The following is an 18853-nucleotide window of genomic DNA, read 5'->3' as shown; positions in this document are numbered from 1 at the left end:
TGTTGCCCCCTTAGCTCAGTGGTAGAGCGCGTTCTTGGTAAGAACGAGGTCGCCGGATCGATTCCGGCAGGGGGCTCGAAATAAGAGAGGCAATCTGGTTCCAGATTGCCTCTCTTTTCGTTTATCCCGCAGATGCCGTGTAGCCACTGCGAGCATGGCCCAAGGCGCACCCCAAGCTGCAGCACCGGCTATCGGCCGCGCCTTGCGCCCCGGATTCCAGGTGCCCCCGGCAAGAGTCTCCGGCCAATGAAAAGCATCCTGGCCCGCCACAGCCGGCCCTTCCCACTTCCTTGATGTCAGGCCCTGACCACTGGGTTTGCGTTTACTCCTCGCAAGCGTGCTAAGTTGTTCGCGACCACACGGGTGCCCTGGCAAGGGCTGAGATCGGGCTATCGCCGTCCGCGACCGTTGAACCTGTCCGGGTAATGCCGGCGAAGGAAGTGAGTTTCCCCAGTGGAACAAATTGAACAGCACCCTGCCCACACCCTTGCCTACCGTGAATCTGCGGGAATTTCTGTTCCCGTCACGCAGATCCAATTGGCAGACTCCCCCAATGGACAGCCCAACGAGCCGCTGGCGGTATATCGCACCAGCGGACCGGGAAGCGAGCCCACCCAAGGCCTGCAACCCTTCCGCGAGCGGTGGATCCTGGAACGCGGGGACGTGGAAACCTATGCAGGCCGCGAACGCAACCTGCACGACGACGGACGCTCAGCGGTCCGCCGCGGCACGGCCAGCGCGGAATGGGCCGGACGCTCAGCCCCGCCACTGCGGGCCGTTGGCGGAGCCCGCGTGACGCAGATGCACTATGCGCGTGCCGGGATCATCACCCCGGAAATGCGCTATGTGGCCCTGCGCGAGGAATGCGATGTCGAGCTGGTGCGCAGCGAGCTCGCGGCCGGGCGAGCCATCATCCCGGCGAACATCAACCACCCGGAATCCGAGCCGATGATCATCGGCAAGGCGTTCCTGGTCAAGATCAATGCGAATATCGGCAACTCGGCGGTGACCAGCTCCATCGCAGAAGAAGTCTCCAAGCTCCAGTGGGCGGCCAAATGGGGCGCGGACACGGTAATGGACCTGTCCACCGGAGATGACATCCACACCACCCGCGAGTGGATCATCCGCAACTCCCCGGTCCCCATCGGCACCGTGCCGATCTACCAGGCGTTGGAGAAGGTCAACGGCGAAGCCAACGAACTGACCTGGGAGATCTTCCGCGACACCGTCATCGAGCAGTGCGAGCAGGGCGTGGACTACATGACCATCCACGCCGGGGTGCTGCTGCGCTACATCCCGCTGACCGCCAACCGGGTCACCGGGATGGTCTCGCGTGGCGGGTCCATCATGGCCGGCTGGTGCTTGGCGCACCACCAGGAGAATTTCCTCTACACCCACTTCGATCAGCTGTGCGAGATCTTCGCGCAGTACGACGTGGCCTTCTCGCTGGGCGACGGGCTGCGCCCGGGCTCCATCGCAGATGCGAACGACGCCGCCCAGTTCGCCGAGCTGGACACCCTGGCCGAGCTGACCAAGCGCGCCTGGAAGTACGATGTGCAGGTGATGGTCGAAGGCCCGGGGCATATCCCGTTCCATCTGGTGCGCGAGAATGTGGAACGCCAGCAGCAGCTGTGCGACGGGGCGCCGTTCTATACCCTGGGCCCGCTGGTCACCGACATCGCCCCGGGCTACGACCACATCACCAGCGCCATTGGCGCCACGGAGATCGCACGGTACGGGACCGCGATGCTCTGCTACGTCACCCCCAAGGAGCATCTGGGACTGCCCAACCGGGATGATGTGAAGACCGGGGTGATCACCTACAAGATCGCTGCGCACGCCGCCGATCTGGCCAAGGGCCACCCGGGTGCCACAGCGCGGGATGATGCGCTGAGCAAGGCGCGCTTCGAATTCCGCTGGAATGACCAGTTCGCGTTGTCCCTTGACCCGGTCACCGCACAGGAATTCCATGATGAGACCTTGCCGGCCGAGCCGGCCAAGACCGCCCACTTCTGCTCCATGTGCGGGCCGAAGTTCTGCTCCATGCGCATCTCCCAGGATATCCGCGACGAGTACGGCTCGGCCGAGGCGCAAGCCGCATTGGCCGGGATGGCGCAGAAAAGCAAGCAGTTCCTGGAAAGCGGCGGCACGGTCTATCTCGGGGACGGGATCCCGGTGGGAACTCCTGCTCCGTAAATAGCCTGCGGCGCACGAAAAACGCCCTTGGGGCAAGCTTTCGGCTTGCCCCAAGGGCGTTATTCAATGCTGTTCAGCTGCGTGCGACAGGCTTAGTAGTCGCGACGTCCACCGCTGCGGCCCGAGTCGCTGAAGCGATCCTTGCCGCCGCGTCCGCCGCCGCCGAAGCCGCCACGGCCGCCGCCGCGTCCGCCACCGAAACCGCCACGGCCGCCACTGCGTCCGCCGCCGAAGCCACCACCACGGCCGCCACGGAAGCCACCGCGGTCGCCTTCGTCGTCACGGCGCGGGCTGCGGCCATTGTCGAGCTCGAGCTCGATGGCTTCGCCGCCGATGCGGGTCTTGGACAGTGCACGCCACTGGTCCTTGCTCAGCTCTGCTGGCAACTCGACCAGGGTGTGGTCCGAACGGATCTCGATGCCGCCGATTTCCGAAGAATCGAAGCCACCCTCGTTGGCCAGTGCGCCAACGATCGAGCCCGGCTGCACGCGGTTGCGTCGGCCTACGGCCAGACGGTACATGGCGTTGCCTTCGGCAGCGGTCTTGCGGGCACGTGGACCGCGATCGCCACGGTCACCGCGTTCGCTACGCTCGCCGCGCTCTGGGCGATCCATGCGTGCCTTCTTCGAAGGGGACATGACTGGTTCGGTCATCAGCAGCGGGCGGCCGCCCTGGGCCATCAGAGCCAGTGCAGCTGCAATTTCCAGCTGGTCCAGGTCTTCGTGCTCGGAAGCGAACTTCTCCACGATTTCGCGGAAGGTGGTCAGGTCCTGGCCGCTGATGGTCTTGTCGATGCGATCGGTGAACTTCTGGATACGACGGTCATTGACCGAATCCAGCGAAGGCAGCTGCATCTGGGTCACCGGCTGGCGGGTAGCCTTCTCGATGGCACGCAGCAAGTACTTCTCGCGCGGGGTCATGAACAGGATCGCGTCGCCCGAGCGGCCGGCACGGCCGGTACGGCCAATGCGGTGCACGTAGGACTCGGTGTCATGCGGGATGTCGAAGTTGATAACGTGCGAAATACGCTCAACGTCCAAGCCACGAGCTGCCACGTCGGTAGCAACCAGGATATCGATCTTGCCCGAGCGCAGGTTTTCCACGGTGCGCTCACGCTGCTGCTGAGGGATGTCGCCGTTGATGGCAGCCGCGGTGAAGCCGCGGGCCTTCAGCTTGTCGGCCAGGTCCTCGGTAGCCATCTTGGTGCGGACGAAGGTGATAACGCCTTCGAACGACTCGGATTCCAGGATGCGGGTCATGGCGTCCAGCTTGTGGGCGCCCATGACCTGCAGGTAGCGCTGTGTGATGTTGGTGCCGGTGGACTGCTTGGACTTCACGGCAACTTCCTGCGGGTTGCGCAGGTATTCCGAAGCGATGCGGCGGATGGTGCGTGGCATGGTTGCCGAGAACAGGGCAACCTGCTTGTCCTCCGGGGTAGCTTCCAAGATCTTGTCGACCTCTTCGGCGAAGCCCATGCGCAGCATTTCGTCGGCCTCATCAAGGACAACGTACTGCAGGTTCGACAGGTCCAAGGAACCCTTGTTGATGTGGTCGATAACGCGACCTGGGGTACCAACGACTACCTGGGCGCCACGGCGCAAGCCGTTGAGCTGCGGGCCGTATGGCGAGCCGCCGTACACTGGCAGAACGGTGAAGTTCGGCAGGTACTTGGCGTAGGAAGTGAAGGCTTCGGCGACCTGGAGGGCCAGCTCGCGGGTTGGAGCCAGAACCAGGATCTGCGGGGTCTTGGCTGGACCATTGGTGTCAGCCAGCTCTGCCATGCGGGACAGGGCAGGAAGCGCGAAAGCAGCGGTCTTGCCGGTACCGGTCTGGGCCAGGCCGACAACGTCGCGGCCTTCGAGAAGCAGTGGAATGGTCGCTGCCTGGATCGGCGATGGCTTTTCGTAGCCAAGGTCGGCAAGCGATGCAAGCACGCGGGCATCCAGGCCAAGTTCGGAGAAGAGCACGGTTGGCTCTTCCGGGGTCTGGTTGTCGTCGGTGTTTACGGGCATGTCAGAAGACACGAAGAATTACCTCATTCGTTAGGGGATAGGCCTTGGCCGTCCCCAAAGAAACGACGTATAGGCTGCACAGTCAGATACAAGTCACGCTCATCAAGCGCTCCCCTATGACATAAAGACCCGCACACACTTTGCGGAAAATACAACACGAGAAGGCTCCGGCCTCAAAAATTGGGCTGGATGCGAGAGGGATACCCTGATGTTCGCGAACACTTAATGCTAGCTTGAACAGGCCACTATTGTCAGTGTCGAGAGCGTGTGAGATCGGGCACCGCACCAAAGCACGTAGGGTTGAGAACGTGAAGAAACCACTTTTTCCGCGACGTCCAGATGAGCCCACCCCAGGCGGATTGTTCATCGCCCAAATGCTATGGCTCCTAGCCGGAGTGCTTTTTCTCGGCTTCGGAGGCTTCCTGGCTTACGAGCATATCCAGGATTCCGCGCTGGATTTCGGAGCCATTGCGCTGATGATCTTTTTCGCCGCTGCCGGCCTTGCCTGCTGTGTGCTGGGTTACCGCTTATTCACCGGGGACCGGGCCGCGCGCGCCCAGCTGTCCTGGTTGGGCCTGATTACCGCGCTGCCGCTGTTGCTGCGATTCGGCCGCTATTCGCTGTTGGCGGCCATCATCATGTTCAGCGTGGCCTTGATGTGGATGCCAGCGAGCAACAAGTATTTCAAGATCGTGGATCCCAAACCGGCCAAGCGCCGCCGGTAGCCGATCCGGAACTTCGTTCAAAGCACCAAGGACCTGGGTTCCGTTGCCCTTTGCGGGCAGCGGAACCCAGGTCCTTTGCGCTTGGTTCTTACAGGTTGGCGAAGGCCTTATCCAGGTCTTCAATCAAATCCGCAGGGTCCTCGATGCCAACGGACAGGCGCAACAGGTTCACCGGAACTGCCAGCTCGGTACCCTTCACTGAAGCGTGGGTCATCTCCGACGGGTAGTTCATCAGCGATTCAATGCCGCCCAGGGATTCTGCCAGGGTGAATAGCTTGGTGCTCTCGGCAATCTTGCGGGCCGCTGATTCTCCGCCGGTGAACTGGACGGACACCATGCCGCCGAAGCCGGACATCTGCTTCTTGGCAATCTCGTGGCCCGGGTGGTCTTCGAAGCCCGGGTAGAGCACGCGCTCGACTTCGCTGCGCTCACGCAGCCACCCGGCAACCTGTGCGGCGTTCTCCGAGTGGGCGCGCATGCGAACGCCCAGGGTCTTCAGGCCGCGGGTGGTCAAGAAGGCGTCCATCGGGCCCGAGACGGCGCCCACAGCGAACTGGATGAAGCCGATCTTTTCTGCCAGCTGCGCATCCTTGACGATCACCGCACCGCCCACCACATCGGAGTGGCCGCCGATGTACTTGGTGGTCGAGTGGACCACGATGTCAGCACCCAGGGTCAGCGGCTGCTGCAGGAATGGGCTGGCGAAGGTGTTGTCCACGACCAGCAATGCGCCGGCAGCATGGGCGATTTCAGCGACCTTGGCGATGTCGGTGATGGTCATCATCGGGTTCGAAGGGGTCTCAACCCACACCAGCTTGGCCTTGTTCTTTTCGATAGCGGCAGCCAGCGCTGCTTCATCAGCCATGTTCACCGGGGTGTTGCCGATGCCCCAGTCGCCCAGCACGCGGTCAATCAGGCGGAAGGTTCCACCGTAGGCGTCGTTGCCCAGCACAATGTGATCGCCCGGACGCAGGATCGCACGGATCAGCGAATCCTCGGCGGCCAGGCCGGAGCTGAAGGAGAAGGCGTGGGTGCCGAATTCTGCGCCGGCCAGCTGCGCCTGCAGCGCGTCGCGGGTCGGGTTGGTGCCGCGGCCGTACTCGTATCCGTTGCGCAGGCCGCCAATGCCGTCCTGCGCGTAGGTCGAGGAGAAGTGCAGCGGCGGAACTACCGCGCCGGTGACCGGTTCGAATTCCTGGCCCGCATGGACAAAGCGGGTGTTTGCTCCCTGATGGTTTTCAGTCATCGATATCAATCCTTTGAGGTGTTGTCTCTAGCGGGTGGAGTAGGCCAAGAGATCGGCTGCGGTAGCCGCGGCGATCACTTCGCCGCCCTTGGTCAGCAGTACGGCCGGGTGGCTCTTGAGCAGTTCCTGTGCATGTTCCGGGGTGTCTGCGGTGCCGATGAATGGCTTGGCCAAGTCGCCCAGGTCTGCCAGCGTACTGGTTGGTTCTGCGCCAGCCAGCAGTGCGTCGGTAATGTCCCCCGCGCCAATGACACCGCGGATCTCGCCGATACGCGCTGGCAGCGGCGAAGTGGACACGACCAGTGCGTCATCGCCCTGCTCGCGCAGTGCCTTGGCCGCTTCGGCCAGGGTTGTATCCAAAGCCACCGTGGTGGTGCCCTGCTTGGCAAGTGCCGCGCCGATGAAGTCCAAGGCGGAGTATTCATCGGTGGTGAAGCCCTGGTCCAGCATCCACTGGTCGTTGAAGATCTTGGCCAGGTAGCCGCGGCCGCCATCCGGGGCGATCACGACAACTATGTCGTCTTCGCCCAGGTCCTTGGCTGCACGCAGCGCGGCGACCACTGCCATGCCCGAAGAACCGCCCAGCAGCAGGCCTTCTTCCTTGGCCAACCGGCGGGTCATTTCAAAAGCCTCAGCGTCGGTGACTGGTTCCACGGCATCCGGCACGGATGGGTCGTAGTTCCCTGGCCACATATCTTCACCGACGCCCTCGACGAAGTATGGGCGTCCGGTGCCACCTGAGTAGACCGAGCCATCCGGGTCAGCGGCAATGATCTTGACCGGGCCCGAGGCGCGGCCGGCGGAAACCTGCTTGAGGTAGCGTCCGGTGCCGGTGATGGTGCCGCCGGTTCCTGCGCTGATGACCGCATGGGTCAGCTTGCCGTCGGTGTCGTTCCAGATTTCCGGTCCGGTGGTTTCGAAGTGGCTGTCAGGTGCTGCCGGGTTGGAGAACTGGTCGGGCTTGTAGGCGCCGTCGATCTCGGTAACCAGGCGGTCCGATACGCCGTAGTAGGACTGAGGGGAATCCGGGGCCACCGCGGTTGGGGTGACTACTACCTTGGCACCGTAGGCGCGCAGTACGTCGCGCTTTTCCTCGCCGACCTTATCCGGGGTGACGAAGATGGTGTTGTAGCCCTTGAGCTGGCCCACCATGGCCAAGCCGACACCGGTGTTGCCGCTGGTTGGTTCCACGATGGTTCCGCCGGGCTTGAGCTGGCCGGATTCTTCGGCGCGCTCGACCATCTTCAATGCGATGCGGTCCTTGATGGAACCACCCGGATTCAAGTATTCAAGCTTCACCAATACAGTGGCTTTGATCCCCTCGGTGACTCGATTGAGCTTCACCAAAGGGGTATTGCCGATCAGATCTAGGACTGTGGACGCATACTTCATGTCAAGAACTTTACCGGCGGTTGTCATACATGTCGTTCCGGCACGTAGCGAAACGTCACGCAGTGGACGGGCACTTTTCATCAGTGCTAGGCAAGCCTGCCGCAAGCTACTGCAGGCACGAGGCTATAGGATGCGATTCATGGAGAAGCCGTTGAGCGCCGATTACGATCCGCACCGCCCCGTGTCCTTGCTCAAGACTTTGGGAATCCTGCGCCGGGGACTGGGAGATCCGACCATCCGCCTGTCCCAGAGCGCTGCATGGCTGGCCTTTGGAACACCGTTCGGAGATGCCACGCTGCAAATCAGCAAGCCCGCGCCCACCGCCCCGGCAACGTTTCGAGCATGGGGTCCCGGAGCCCACTGGGCCATCGGCTCAGCTCCGAACCTTCTAGGGGCGCTCGATGACTGGAGCGATTTCGACGCGAGGATCAAAGAAGGAAAGTTCCCGGAAATCATCGCGCGCACCCGCTCGTTGCATCCGGACTTCGTTCTGCCCAGTACCGGCAGGATCTTCGAGCACGCCGCCGGGGCGATCCTGGAACAACGCGTGACCGGGATTGAAGCGAATTATGCCTGGCGCTGGCTGATCCGCCACCTGGGACAGCGGGCTCCGGGTCCGGCTCCCGAGGGCCTGATGATTTTCCCCGGACCGCAAAAGCTTGCCTCGATGAGGCGCTGGGACTGGCAAAAGGCGCGCGTTGAAGGACAGCGGGCTAACACCATGGCACGCCTGCTGCAGGTTGCCGGCAGTTTGCAGTGGTGGGCAGAGAAGCCAATGGACCATGCACGGCCCACCGCCAAGGCTCCGGGCACCTTGGAAGCCGCCTTGGGTTCGGTGCCGGGCATTGGTCCCTGGACAATTGCCGAAACCCTGCAGCGCTCCCACGGATCCAGTGACCATATTTCGGTGGGAGATTTCCATCTGGCTGATTTCGTGGGCCAGGTGCTTACCGGTTGCCGAATCAGCGATGGGCAGATGCTGGAGCTATTGGCGCCATACGCCCCGCACCGTCAACGCGTAGTGCGCTTGCTGGTGCTTTCGGGGCAGAAAAAACAAAGCTTCGGGCCCCGTTACGCACCGCTGGATCACCGGCGGAGGTAAGGAGCCCGAAGCCTCTAATGGTTCTTAGGAATCAGCCTGCGCGGCTTCCTCGGCGATCTGCTTGTGCACTTCGCTCATGTCAATGCCCTTGACCGCGGTGACGAGATCTTCGAGCTGGGTCTGGTTCAACGCACCAGCCTGCGAGAACACGAGGACCTGTTCGCGGAACGCCATGATGGTAGGAATCGAGGTCACGTTAGCTGCACGTGCCAGGCCCTGCTCAGCTTCGGTATCCACCTTGGCAAAAACGACGTCGCTGAACTTGTCCGAGGTCTGGTCGTAAACCGGTGCAAACTGCTTGCACGGCCCGCACCAGTCAGCCCAGAAGTCCACGAGGACGATGTCGTTGTCTTCAATCAACTTCGCGAAGTCGTCTTCGCTCACATTTTTCGTTGCCATGGTTATACGGTAGCCGATCCTTATTTGAAATACGTAGAAAGGTGATCTTGTTCGGAACCGGGAATAGGAAAGATCCGGGTTGCCGTGCATTCCTTCCGCATGCAAAAAACTCCCGGATCCTGGGATCCGGGAGTTATTTTGTGGCAGATACTGGATTCGAACCAGTGAAGGCGTTGCCAGCTGATTTACAGTCAGCCCCCTTTGGCCACTCGGGTAATCTGCCGAGTACGTTCGCTTCAAGAACATTTGCTCTTGTCGGAACGAGAAATAACTCTACAGGAGTTTTTCGATGTTGTGAAATCGAGAGGGGCATTTTTGCTGTAAGCCTGATCACACCCCAAATCCAGGGGGTAAAACCGGTAGGCTATGAAGCGAATCAGACCCGTTTCAACTAGGAGTATTCACATGGCTAGTGATTCCACATTCGACGTCGTAAGCAAGGTTGATAGCCAGGAAGTCGCCAACGCGATGAACCAGGCCCAGAAGGAAATTGCCCAGCGCTACGACTTCAAGGGCGTTGGCGCTGAAGTTGATTTCAGCGGCGAGAAGATCCTGATGAAGGCCAACTCGGAAGAGCGCGTCAACGCAGTACTGGATGTTTTCCAGTCCAAGCTGGTCAAGCGCGGCATTTCCCTAAAGTCTTTGGATGCCGGCGAGCCATTTGCATCCGGCAAGGAATACCGCATCGAGGCAAGCATCAAGGAGGGCATTGCCCAGGATGTCGCCAAGAAGATCAACAAGCTGATTCGCGATGAGGCGCCTAAGGGCATCAAGTCAACCATTCAGGGTGACGAGCTGCGCGTCTCTTCCAAGTCCCGCGATGACCTGCAGGCCACCATGGCTCTGCTGCGCGACTTCGAAGAAGCGGATCTGCAGTTCGTGAACTTCCGCTAGGACTGACCCAGCGTTAGAAATCGCGTGATACACAGCGAGGGCTGTTTCCCATTCATCATGGGAAGCAGCCCTCGCTGCTATTCTGCGCACCACTGGAGCATGGACCCGGGAAGGATCAGCGCTCATCCTCGTCGCGTTTCTGCTTCTTCAGCCACTTTGCTTCTTCGCGTAGTACTGTTCACGAGTCCTTTCCCTGGCCCGCCGCTTGATATCAGCAACATCATCAGCGAAGTGGTCCTTGGTCATGGCTTTGAATTCATGGAACTTCGCGGCCATTTCTTCCGGCGAAGGGCCCGGCACCCATGGTTTGATCCAGAGGATCTCAGCGGCGTTGCATGCGGCAACGAGCACTGTCACAAAACTGCTGTCACGCAATGAGCTGGTAACCGCATAGGACGCAGCAAAGCTGACCATGATGGACACCACGAATGGAAGGACGACGTACAGCACTCCCCCGGGGTTGGGACGGCGTTCTTTCAGGACAATCGGTCGAACGATGATGGCGCCGAGGATTTCCGAGAGGAGATACGAGATCGCCAGCGCGATAGCGAATGTGCCGAAAGCAGTGTCGAGGGCAATCCATGATGAGCAAATCCAGGCCACAAGCAGGCAAGCCAATCCTTTGACCGTTCCGGTGGCCAGTTGACCGGCTATGGCATCCCCAAGCCTGGGCAGAAGTGCCGCGTCGTCGTCTCGCATCCTTGCTCCTTGCTCCTTGCTCCATCATCAGACGGCAGAGAGTCTTCTCTTCGGTGCCGCTACGATCAGCCTATCTTTGCTTGACTAGGACAGACAAAGATCTTCGCCTCATCCTTTAGTAGGAGGGTAGATAACTAACAGTTCAACGGGAAAGGCCCGAAACAAGCTAAAGGCCGCATCTCCATATGAGATGCGGCCTTAAGCCCAGGAGCTGCTTGGCACTTAGTACCCGCGTCCGCCAGCCATCGCTTCAAGCCGTGCGATGCGATCCTCCATTGGCGGGTGGGTGGAGAACATGCGCTTGAGGCGCGAGCCGAATGGATTGGCGATCATCAAGTGCGAACTGTTGACCAGCTTCTGGTCATTGGAAGCCAGCGGAGCCTGCGTAATCCCCGATTCCAGTTTCCGAAGCGCGCTCGCCAACGCCAGCGGATCATTGGTCAGCTTGGCTCCGTCCTCGTCTGCATCATATTCGCGGGTGCGGCTCACGGCCATCTGGATGATCGACGCTGCCAGTGGCGCCAGCAGGGAAAGGGCAATCAAGGCGATCGGATTCACCCCGCGGTTGTCATTGCTGTTGCCGCCGCCGAAGAACATCAGGAACTGGGCAACGGAGGTGATAACGCCCGCAACCGCGGCGGCGACCGAAGAAGTGAGGATGTCCCGGTTGTAGACATGCATCAGCTCGTGGCCCAGCACCCCGCGCAATTCGCGTTCGTTCAGCAACTGCAGGATGCCTTCGGTGCAGCACACCGCCGAATTCTGCGGGTTGCGGCCGGTGGCAAAGGCGTTGGGCGAAGTGGTTGGCGAAACGTACAGTCGCGGCATCGGCTGCTGCGCGTTCATCGACAGCTCACGCACGATTCGGTACATCCCCGGCTGTTCCGCTTCACTGACCGGGTAGGCATGCATCGAGCGCAGAGCCAGCTTGTCGCTATTCCAATAGCTGTAGGCGGTAGTTCCGAGGCCGATCAAGGCAAATATCCAGATGAACATTGAACGGCCGGTGCCCGCAGATATCAGCGAGCCAATGGCCAGCAGCAGGGCAAACATTCCGCCCATCAAAAAGGCGGTTTTGAGTCCGTTGTTATGTCCATGCACGGCGATGCACTCCCTCAATGAAGCAAACCAAGTTGGTGTTCTCTAGTCTAGTCAACGACTGGAATTCTATTTATGTTCCGGTGAAAATATCACAGTGCCGCGTGCAATGGCAGGCACCGCCGGCCCTGGGGAATATCCAGACGGCGGGAACGTTGTAGTTTTAAGATGCGGTTCCACAACTTGTTTCCCGGTGGGCCGCTCCCTTGATCCATTTTGTTTCTGAAAGTGTGCGCCCTGCATGTCCGTAAGTACCGCTAAACCGATCCGTTCAGAACATAGCTACGGACTGATCCAAGGCACCGCCGCGTACCTGATTTGGGGCATGCTCCCGGCTTACTTCCTATTGCTGCCTGACATCTCGGCCTTCGAATTCGTTGGCGTTCGCGTGATCTTCTCGCTGGTTTTCTGCCTGCTGCTGCTGGCGTTCACGCGCCAGGTCAAGCAGTTCCTTGCGATGTTCAAGGATTCCAAGACCATCTGGCAGTTGGGACTGGCTAGTGTTCTGATTGCAGCTAACTGGACTCTCTATGCACTGGCGGTCTTGACCGGACATGTGCTGGAAGCCTCGCTGGGCTACTTCATCAACCCAATTGTGGCAATCCTTCTGGGTGTCGTCGTCCTGAAAGAAAAATTGCGTCGGCTGCAATGGATCGCTGTTGCCATAGCCACCGTTGCTGTACTTGTCTTGACGATCGGCTTGGGACAGGTCCCTTGGATTTCCCTCGGCTTGGCTTTCTCCTTTGGCTTCTATGGCCTGGTGAAGAACAAAGTGGGCCAAAGCGGAACTGCGCTGGGGTCCTTGACCATTGAAACCGTCTGGCTGACCCCGTTGGCCATCGGCTATCTGGTTTGGCTGGCCGTTGACGGGAAGTCTGCGCTGTTCTCGGCTGATGTTCCTGGCCTCTCGCTTTTGGCAGCGAGCGGCATCATCACCGCCGTTCCGCTCTTGCTCTTCGGGGGCGCGGCTCGCCGCCTGCCTTTGAGCACCTTGGGCTCATTGCAATTCCTCGCCCCGCTCTTGCAGTTCATCCTAGGCCTGCTGGTCTTTGGCGAGCACATGCCATTCGAACGCTGGGTTGGTTTCGCCTTGGTATGGGTTGCGGTGCTCTTCGTGCTCGTGGACATGATGCGAACTCCACGCATTGGCTCCATGCCGGAACCGAAAAAGTTGGTCTGAACGCCCGGTTGCACTCACCGCCGATACGGCGAATGCCTCGAATCTCCCGTGGGAGGTTCGAGGCATTCGCCGTTTAGGAGCAGTTTTGAGCTACTTAGGCGACAGCCTTGCGGATCGCATCTTCCAATACGTTGAATGCATCTTCGAGCAGCTCGTCGCCGATCACCAGCGGAGGCAAGAGGCGAACCACGTTGCCGTAGGTGCCGCAGGTGAGGATCAAGACGCCCTGGGCCAGGCATTCGGCTGCGATGGCCTTGGTCAGCTCGGCGTCCGGCTCCTTGCCACCAGCCTTGACGAATTCCATTGCGACCATGCCGCCACGGCCACGGATGTCGCCCAGTTCCTTGATGTCCTTCTGCAGCGCACCGAAGCGGGTGAAGAACTTCTCTTCGATCTCGCGGGCGCGGCCCGCCAAGTCCTGCTCTTCCATGAACTTGATGGATTCCAGAGCCGCGGCCACAGCAACCGGGTTGCCGCCGTAGGTGCCGCCCAGGCCGCCACCGTGCACCGAATCCAGCAGTTCGGCACGGCCGATAATGCCAGACAGCGGCATGCCGCCGGCGATGCCCTTGGCCAGGGTGATGATGTCAGGCTCAATGCCTTCGATGTCCGAGGCGAACCAGGCACCGGAGCGTGCGAAGCCTGCCTGGACTTCGTCGGCAACGAAGACAATGCCGTTTTCCTTGGCCCATTCGGCGATGCGCGGCAGGAAGCCGGTGGCCGGAACGATGAAGCCGCCCTCGCCCTGGATCGGCTCGATGATGATCGCAGCGATCTGGTCGCCGCCGATCTGCTTTTCCATGGCCAGGATCGCGCGCTCGGCTGCTTCCTTGCCGGAGATGTTCGGGTTCTCTTCGCGGTATGGGTAGCTCATTGGCATGCGGTAGATCTCCGGTGCCAGTGGGCCGAAGCCGCGCTTGTATGGGGCGGCCTTGGCGGTCAAGCCCATGGTGAGGTTGGTGCGGCCATGGTAGGCGTGGTCGAAGGCGACTACTGCCTGGCGGCCGGTGGCAATGCGGGCTACCTTGATGGCGTTCTCTACCGCTTCGGCACCGGAGTTGAAGAAGACTGCACGCTTCTCGAAGTTGCCCGGAGTGATGGCAGCCAGCTTCTCGGCTAGCTCGATGTAGTTCTCGTACGGAGCGACCATGAAGCAGGTGTGGGTGAAGCGCGCGGCCTGTTCGGCGACGGCTTTGGCTACTGCCTGATTCGAGGCGCCAATGGTCGTTACGGCGATGCCGGAGCCCAGGTCAATCAGCTGGTTGCCATCGACATCGACAATGATGCCGCCATCAACCTCTGCCGCGTACACCGGCAGGCTGGAAGCTACGCCGGCAGCAACTGCTTTGGCTCGACGTGCGGTCAGTTCCTGCGACTTCGGGCCGGGGAACGGACCATTGATCTTGCGCTTCTGGTCAATGCGGTAGGTAACGTCCATGTGATTGTCCTTCCATAACTTATTCGTGAGCTCACTGGCCCTGTTGTCTCTATAACTAGAGAGTATTCTCCCGGCTGCCCGGCCACTACGCGGATCGGCACAACACATTTCGTGTCGCATAGTGCATCTGCACAGGAAAAGGCCTCTTCATTCCAAGCCGGGGCTTGAAACGAAGAGGCCTTCGATCCAGATGCTGCTTGCAGGTTCTAGTTGCCTGCCGAGCCAGCTGGCTCGATCACATCGTCGTCGTGCTTTTCAGGGTGGCGGTTCAGGCTGATCAACGAGATCGCCAGGCCGCCCCAGATGGTGAGCATGGAAATAATCATGAAGACAATCGCGATAGCGCTCATGGCTAGTATTCCTTTCCGGAAGCTTCAGGAACTTCTTCCGCCTCGACATTCGCACGATGCTGGTCGAATTCGGGATCATCGATCTTCGAGTTCTTGCTCCATGGAACCAGCGACAGCAGGACTGCGCCAACAATCAGCGCTCCAGCCATGCCCCAACCGAAGACACCGTTGAACCAAACCGGGTAACCGCTGTAGGACTCAGCCATCTTGCTCTGGATTTCATTGATCAGCATGTAGCCCAAAGCTGCTGGGCCGATGCCGCCAACCAGGACCTTCCAACCGGTACCCAGCTTGATGGAACTGTGGCGGTTCAGGTGCTTGGCCAGCTTAGGCAGCATGCCCAGGCCTGCACCGAAGACGATCACCATGACCAAAGCACAGGCCAGGATGCCGAATTGGTTCACGAAAGCGTCCATGGTGTCCAGCAGATACAGGCCCGTGGTGGTCGGGAACAGCACCAGCGAAACCAGGGCCACAGGAATTCCCACGACCAGGGTCGCCGGAACACGCTTCCAGCCCAGCTTGTCCTGGAAAGCTGCCACGATAACTTCAAGGATGGAAATCAGCGATGTCAGGCCAGCGAAGACCAGCGAACCGAAGAACAGCACACCGATTAGCGCGCCCAGGGGCGCCTCGGAAACGATGGTCGGGAAGGCAATGAAGGCCAGGCCGATGCCGGAGGTGGCAACTTCGTCCACAGAGCTGCCGGCGTTGTAGGCCATGAAGCCAAGCGCCGCGAACACGCCGATACCTGCAAGCAGTTCGAAGCTTGAGTTGGCAAAGGCAACAACGTAGCCCGAACCGGTCAGATCGCTCTTGCGCTTCATGTACGACGAGTACGTCACCATGATGCCGAAAGCCACGGACAGCGAGAAGAAGATGTGCCCGAAGGCCGCAGCCCACACCGCAGGGTTTGACAGTGCCGCGAAGTCAGGGGTGAAGAATGCGTTCAGGCCATCGATAGCTCCCGGCAGGAAGACCGACTGGACTACCAGAATCAGGAACATGACGATAAGCAGCGGCATGAAGACGGCGTTTGCCCGGGAAATACCCTTGTTCACACCGGCGACCATGATCACGATGGTCACCAGCCAAACGAAGAACATCGGGATGAAGATGTTGCCGACGAAGTCGAAGCCGACGTTGACGTTTTCCGAGACCTTGAGGAAGTCGTTCATGAAGAACCCGGCGGCGCCGTCGGCGTTCTTGTCCCAAGCCTTGGTGATGGAGAACCAGCAGTACATGGCCGCCCACGCAATGATGGCCGCGTAGTAGATGGCGATGATGAAGCAGATCAGTACCTGCCACCAGCCCAGGACCTCGGCCTTGCGGTTGGCCCGGCGGTACGCCAGCGGAGCAGAGCCGCGGTAGCGGTGGCCGATGGAGTAGTCGAGGAACAGCAACGGAATACCGGCGCAGAGAATTGCGACCAGGTATGGGATCAAGAATGCGCCGCCGCCGTTTTCGTAGGCGACGTAAGGGAAACGCCAGATGTTTCCCAGACCAACGGCCGAACCAATCGCTGAAAGGATGAACAACTTTCGGGAGCTGAAAGTCTCACGCTTCTCGGTTGCGAGTGGAGCGCCCTGTGATGAAGATGGAGTGCTCATGTGTCTAAGCTACTGCAAAATTTTCACATTGTGGTCATTTTTCGAGGTCGCGTGTCCATATTTTGAGCAATTTGCTGAATCGGGAACTTTTCGCGATCCATCTAGAATGGCTATATGGCAATTAGTTTACGCGGTCTTCTGGAACATGACGAGCTCGACCTTCGACCGCTGACTGAACACACTCATCGCGATGGCATGGTCATCACCTGGGGTGCGGTGACCGAGCTGCTTGACCCGTCGCAGTTCCTCACCGGGCGAGAAATTGTGTTGACCACCGGCGTGCGCCAGAAGACCAAGGCCGCACAGCGGCAGTTCGTCAAGGTCCTTGCGGCCAACGATGCCGTAGCTCTGGGTTTCGGCACAGGCCTGGAACACGCTTCAGTACCGCAAGCGACGGTTGAAGCCGCCCGCGAAGTAGGGCTTCCTGTCTTCGAGGTGCCCTATCAGATACCCTTTGCCGCAATTACCCGGCTGATCGCCGAAGCACTGAATTCCGACCATCTCAAGCGTGTTGAAAGTCTGTTGAAATCCCACCAGATGCTGGCCCAGACGCTGCTTTCCTCGGATCTGGACAGCATGCTCGAGGAACTCGAGCGAATGCTCGGCACCCAGGTAGCGCTGACCCTGCACGGCGAAGTGATCAGCGGGGACTATGACCCTGCACGTTCCTGGAATGAGCGCCCAGTGGCCACGGGCCTGCGTGATAAGTGCACCCTGCATATTGCAGAACCCTATGTCCACCATCCAGTAGTCGATTACGCGCAGTCGCTGATCGGGCTGGAACTGGCCAATAAATCCCGCCTGCGCGCCTCGCAGCGCCATGCCAACGGCCAGGTGCTCGAGGACCTCGCCACTGGCGCCCTGGTTGGCGCCGATGCCGCTGGCCGCCTTGGGGCACTTGGCTTGAATACCCAGCGTGAGCACTCGGTCATCCTGGTGCAGGCTCCATCACAGGTCGAGCGTTTGCAAACTCTGCCACTGCCCGCAGATCTGTCCTCGCAGGTCTCAGCCATCATAGATGGCCGCTTGGCGATCATTGTCGCGCACAGCAAGCTGCAGCTGTCCATCAAGCACCTCGATGAGTATCTGCTCGCGGCCGGCCTTCCGGCTCGGGTGGGCTACGGCGGGCGCTACTCGAATACCACCGGCATCCGCTGGAGCTACTTCGAGGCCCTGGAGTCCCTGCGCCACGGAGAGCGGGTCAACGAACCCACCAAGCTTTCTCTCACCTCGCTCTTGCTCGCCGCCCACGATGTTCCGCTGCAGGATTTGGCCATCGAAGCCCTGGGCCCGTTGCAGGAATTCGACGCCTCCCACGATTCTGACCTATTGCTGACCTTGCGTGAATACCTCAACCGCGATGGCTCGGTGGGGGCAGTGGCCGAGTCCTTGGGCCTGCACCGCAATACGGTGCGCTACCGGATCCAGCAGATTTCCGATCTTTCTGGCTACGACCCTAATGTGACTAGCGACCGAGTCCAGCTCTGGATCGCGTTGAGTGCCCTTGAGCTGGGCTAATCTCGATAGGATAAAGACATGGCAGACATGTTTCTAGAGAAGTTCTGTTCCCTGGTTCCCAAGTACTTGGAAGACCAGTGGAACGAAGCCGATGGCTTGAGCGCCGAAGAATTGCGCGAAGGGCTGGCGCAGTCCGAGGTTTCAATTCCATTTGTCCTTGAAGAGTTCTATCGTGCTCTGGGCAACAATGAGGATTTCATGGAGGCATACCACTACTTCTTCGACCCTGAAGAACTGGAAATCGAAGACGGCTACCTCCTGTTCCTGGAAGATGAGGAAGAGAAGTTCGTGTGGGGCTTCAAGGCATCCCAGCTCGATGTTCCGGATCCAATCGTCTACCGCCGCAGCAATGCCAAGGGAAAATGGACCAGCGAGGAAGGCACCTTCAGCGAATTCACCCTGGACATGTACACCTGGGTGTTTGAAGAGCTGGCCGCCGAATTGGAGGACTAGTGCTCCACCGTTCCCATGAACCAGCCAACTACCAGTGTCCCTTCTGCGAGCTGGTCAACGACCAGCCTTTCAGCCAGGACAACTTGTGCGCGCCCACGGATCTGATCTACCAGACAGATCTGGTGGCAGCAATCATGGCTTGTGATGGGTTCGGTAATTACGGCGGGCACGTGATGATCATTCCGACCGCGCATCTGGAAGCGCTCTACGATCTGGATGAGCAGACCGGCGCCGCGATCATGCGGGAGACCAAGCGCGTTGCCCTGGCGATGAAGCTCGCCTGGAATCCCGAGGGCACGAGCACGCGGCAGCACAATGAGCCTGCGGGCAATCAGCATGTTTGGCATTACCATCAGCACGTTTTCCCGCGCTACGCCGATGACGAGCTCTATCGGCAGCTGCGCCACCGGGTATCGATCCAGGATCGGGCCAGCAAAGCGCAGCAGCTGCGCCGAGCGCTCTTTTCCCCCGAGCATCCGCAGCCGCTGGTCCCGGAGAACATCGTCCGATAAGCACGAGGGCATGACGCTGGCGCGCGCGG

At 60.1% G+C, this 18853-nt stretch carries 17 protein-coding genes, 2 tRNA genes and 1 riboswitch; of the genes, 9 read left to right on the top strand and 10 right to left on the bottom strand.

Annotation, left to right across the window (positions count from 1 at the left end):
• Window positions 1-4: 4 nt before the first annotated feature.
• Together CQ012_RS15120 and thiC are read left to right on the top strand one after the other, a co-directional pair.
• Window positions 5-76, top strand: a tRNA-Thr gene (locus CQ012_RS15120).
• Between the two features lie 273 nt (window positions 77-349).
• Window positions 350-457, top strand: a riboswitch (TPP riboswitch).
• Entirely contained in the window at window positions 454-2196 is a 1743-nt protein-coding gene (gene thiC / locus CQ012_RS15115; RefSeq protein WP_105656891.1) for a phosphomethylpyrimidine synthase ThiC, read from the top strand. (Overlaps the previous riboswitch by 4 nt.)
• Before the next feature lie 92 nt (window positions 2197-2288).
• Here thiC and CQ012_RS15110 read toward each other — a convergent pair whose 3' ends face one another.
• On the bottom strand, window positions 2289-4208 hold the full coding sequence (locus CQ012_RS15110) for a DEAD/DEAH box helicase (protein WP_105662540.1): 1920 nt from the start codon (window positions 4206-4208) through the stop codon (window positions 2289-2291).
• A gap of 308 nt (window positions 4209-4516) precedes the next feature.
• Here CQ012_RS15110 and CQ012_RS15105 point away from each other — a divergent pair, with 308 nt between their 5' ends.
• Window positions 4517-4933: a hypothetical protein gene (locus CQ012_RS15105; RefSeq protein ID WP_146112241.1), complete on the top strand. Its 417-nt coding sequence runs from the start codon at window positions 4517-4519 to the stop codon at window positions 4931-4933.
• A gap of 88 nt (window positions 4934-5021) precedes the next feature.
• Here CQ012_RS15105 and CQ012_RS15100 read toward each other — a convergent pair whose 3' ends face one another.
• Together CQ012_RS15100 and CQ012_RS15095 are read right to left on the bottom strand one after the other, a co-directional pair.
• Entirely contained in the window at window positions 5022-6179 is a 1158-nt protein-coding gene (locus CQ012_RS15100) for a cystathionine gamma-synthase (RefSeq protein ID WP_105656894.1), read from the bottom strand.
• 27 nt (window positions 6180-6206) lie between these two features.
• Window positions 6207-7571 carry a pyridoxal-phosphate dependent enzyme gene (locus CQ012_RS15095; RefSeq protein WP_105657076.1) on the bottom strand — a complete coding sequence of 455 codons (1365 nt, stop codon included), beginning with the start codon at window positions 7569-7571 and terminating at the stop codon, window positions 6207-6209.
• A gap of 139 nt (window positions 7572-7710) precedes the next feature.
• On the opposite strand from CQ012_RS15095, the gene CQ012_RS15090 reads away from it, so the two are divergent.
• Window positions 7711-8673: a DNA-3-methyladenine glycosylase family protein gene (locus CQ012_RS15090; RefSeq protein WP_105656895.1), complete on the top strand. Its 963-nt coding sequence runs from the start codon at window positions 7711-7713 to the stop codon at window positions 8671-8673.
• Window positions 8674-8697: 24 nt separating this feature from the next.
• Here CQ012_RS15090 and trxA read toward each other — a convergent pair whose 3' ends face one another.
• Both trxA and CQ012_RS15080 read right to left on the bottom strand, forming a co-directional pair.
• Window positions 8698-9072 carry a thioredoxin gene (trxA, locus tag CQ012_RS15085; protein ID WP_105656896.1) on the bottom strand — a complete coding sequence of 125 codons (375 nt, stop codon included), beginning with the start codon at window positions 9070-9072 and terminating at the stop codon, window positions 8698-8700.
• 141 nt (window positions 9073-9213) lie between these two features.
• Window positions 9214-9295: transfer RNA gene (locus CQ012_RS15080), tRNA-Tyr, on the bottom strand.
• A gap of 182 nt (window positions 9296-9477) precedes the next feature.
• Here CQ012_RS15080 and CQ012_RS15075 point away from each other — a divergent pair.
• On the top strand, window positions 9478-9966 hold the full coding sequence (locus CQ012_RS15075; protein WP_105656897.1) for a YajQ family cyclic di-GMP-binding protein: 489 nt from the start codon (window positions 9478-9480) through the stop codon (window positions 9964-9966).
• A 147-nt stretch (window positions 9967-10113) separates the two neighbouring features.
• Here the strand turns inward: CQ012_RS15075 and CQ012_RS15070 are convergent, their stop codons facing one another.
• Both CQ012_RS15070 and htpX read right to left on the bottom strand, forming a co-directional pair.
• Window positions 10114-10665: a hypothetical protein gene (locus tag CQ012_RS15070; protein ID WP_105656898.1), complete on the bottom strand. Its 552-nt coding sequence runs from the start codon at window positions 10663-10665 to the stop codon at window positions 10114-10116.
• Window positions 10666-10887: 222 nt separating this feature from the next.
• Window positions 10888-11766, bottom strand: coding sequence for a zinc metalloprotease HtpX (gene htpX / locus CQ012_RS15065; protein WP_105656899.1), 879 nt, complete (start codon window positions 11764-11766; stop codon window positions 10888-10890).
• Between the two features lie 238 nt (window positions 11767-12004).
• Here htpX and rarD point away from each other — a divergent pair, with 238 nt between their 5' ends.
• The gene (gene rarD, locus CQ012_RS15060) at window positions 12005-12943 is read left to right on the top strand and encodes an EamA family transporter RarD (RefSeq protein ID WP_105656900.1); all 939 of its coding nucleotides are present in this window, start codon (window positions 12005-12007) and stop codon (window positions 12941-12943) included.
• 94 nt (window positions 12944-13037) lie between these two features.
• Here rarD and gabT read toward each other — a convergent pair whose 3' ends face one another.
• The 3 genes from gabT to CQ012_RS15045 form a co-directional block, all read right to left on the bottom strand.
• On the bottom strand, window positions 13038-14381 hold the full coding sequence (gene gabT, locus CQ012_RS15055) for a 4-aminobutyrate--2-oxoglutarate transaminase (RefSeq protein ID WP_105662539.1): 1344 nt from the start codon (window positions 14379-14381) through the stop codon (window positions 13038-13040).
• A 206-nt stretch (window positions 14382-14587) separates the two neighbouring features.
• Window positions 14588-14731, bottom strand: coding sequence for a methionine/alanine import family NSS transporter small subunit (locus tag CQ012_RS15050; RefSeq protein WP_105656902.1), 144 nt, complete (start codon window positions 14729-14731; stop codon window positions 14588-14590).
• 2 nt (window positions 14732-14733) lie between these two features.
• Window positions 14734-16341 (bottom strand): sodium-dependent transporter, encoded by a 1608-nt coding sequence (locus tag CQ012_RS15045; protein ID WP_105656903.1) that lies wholly within the window; start codon window positions 16339-16341, stop codon window positions 14734-14736.
• 114 nt (window positions 16342-16455) lie between these two features.
• Between CQ012_RS15045 and CQ012_RS15040 the strand changes: the two genes are divergently transcribed.
• Genes CQ012_RS15040 through CQ012_RS15030 form a run of 3 tightly spaced genes read left to right on the top strand, consistent with a single transcriptional unit; the run spans window position 16456 to window position 18824 of the window.
• A complete protein-coding gene (locus CQ012_RS15040) occupies window positions 16456-17859 on the top strand; it encodes a PucR family transcriptional regulator (RefSeq protein WP_105656904.1) in 1404 nt (467 codons plus the stop codon).
• Window positions 17860-17877: 18 nt separating this feature from the next.
• A complete protein-coding gene (locus tag CQ012_RS15035; protein ID WP_105656905.1) occupies window positions 17878-18312 on the top strand; it encodes a hypothetical protein in 435 nt (144 codons plus the stop codon).
• Window positions 18312-18824, top strand: coding sequence for an HIT family protein (locus tag CQ012_RS15030; RefSeq protein ID WP_105656906.1), 513 nt, complete (start codon window positions 18312-18314; stop codon window positions 18822-18824). Before CQ012_RS15035 ends, CQ012_RS15030 begins: the two co-directional genes overlap by 1 nt.
• Window positions 18825-18853: the final 29 nt, after the last annotated feature.

Origin of the sequence: Arthrobacter sp. MYb214, from assembly GCF_002979865.1 — a bacterium.
Lineage (GTDB): Bacteria > Actinomycetota > Actinomycetes > Actinomycetales > Micrococcaceae > Glutamicibacter.
This window is presented reverse-complemented; position numbering and strand designations above follow the sequence as displayed.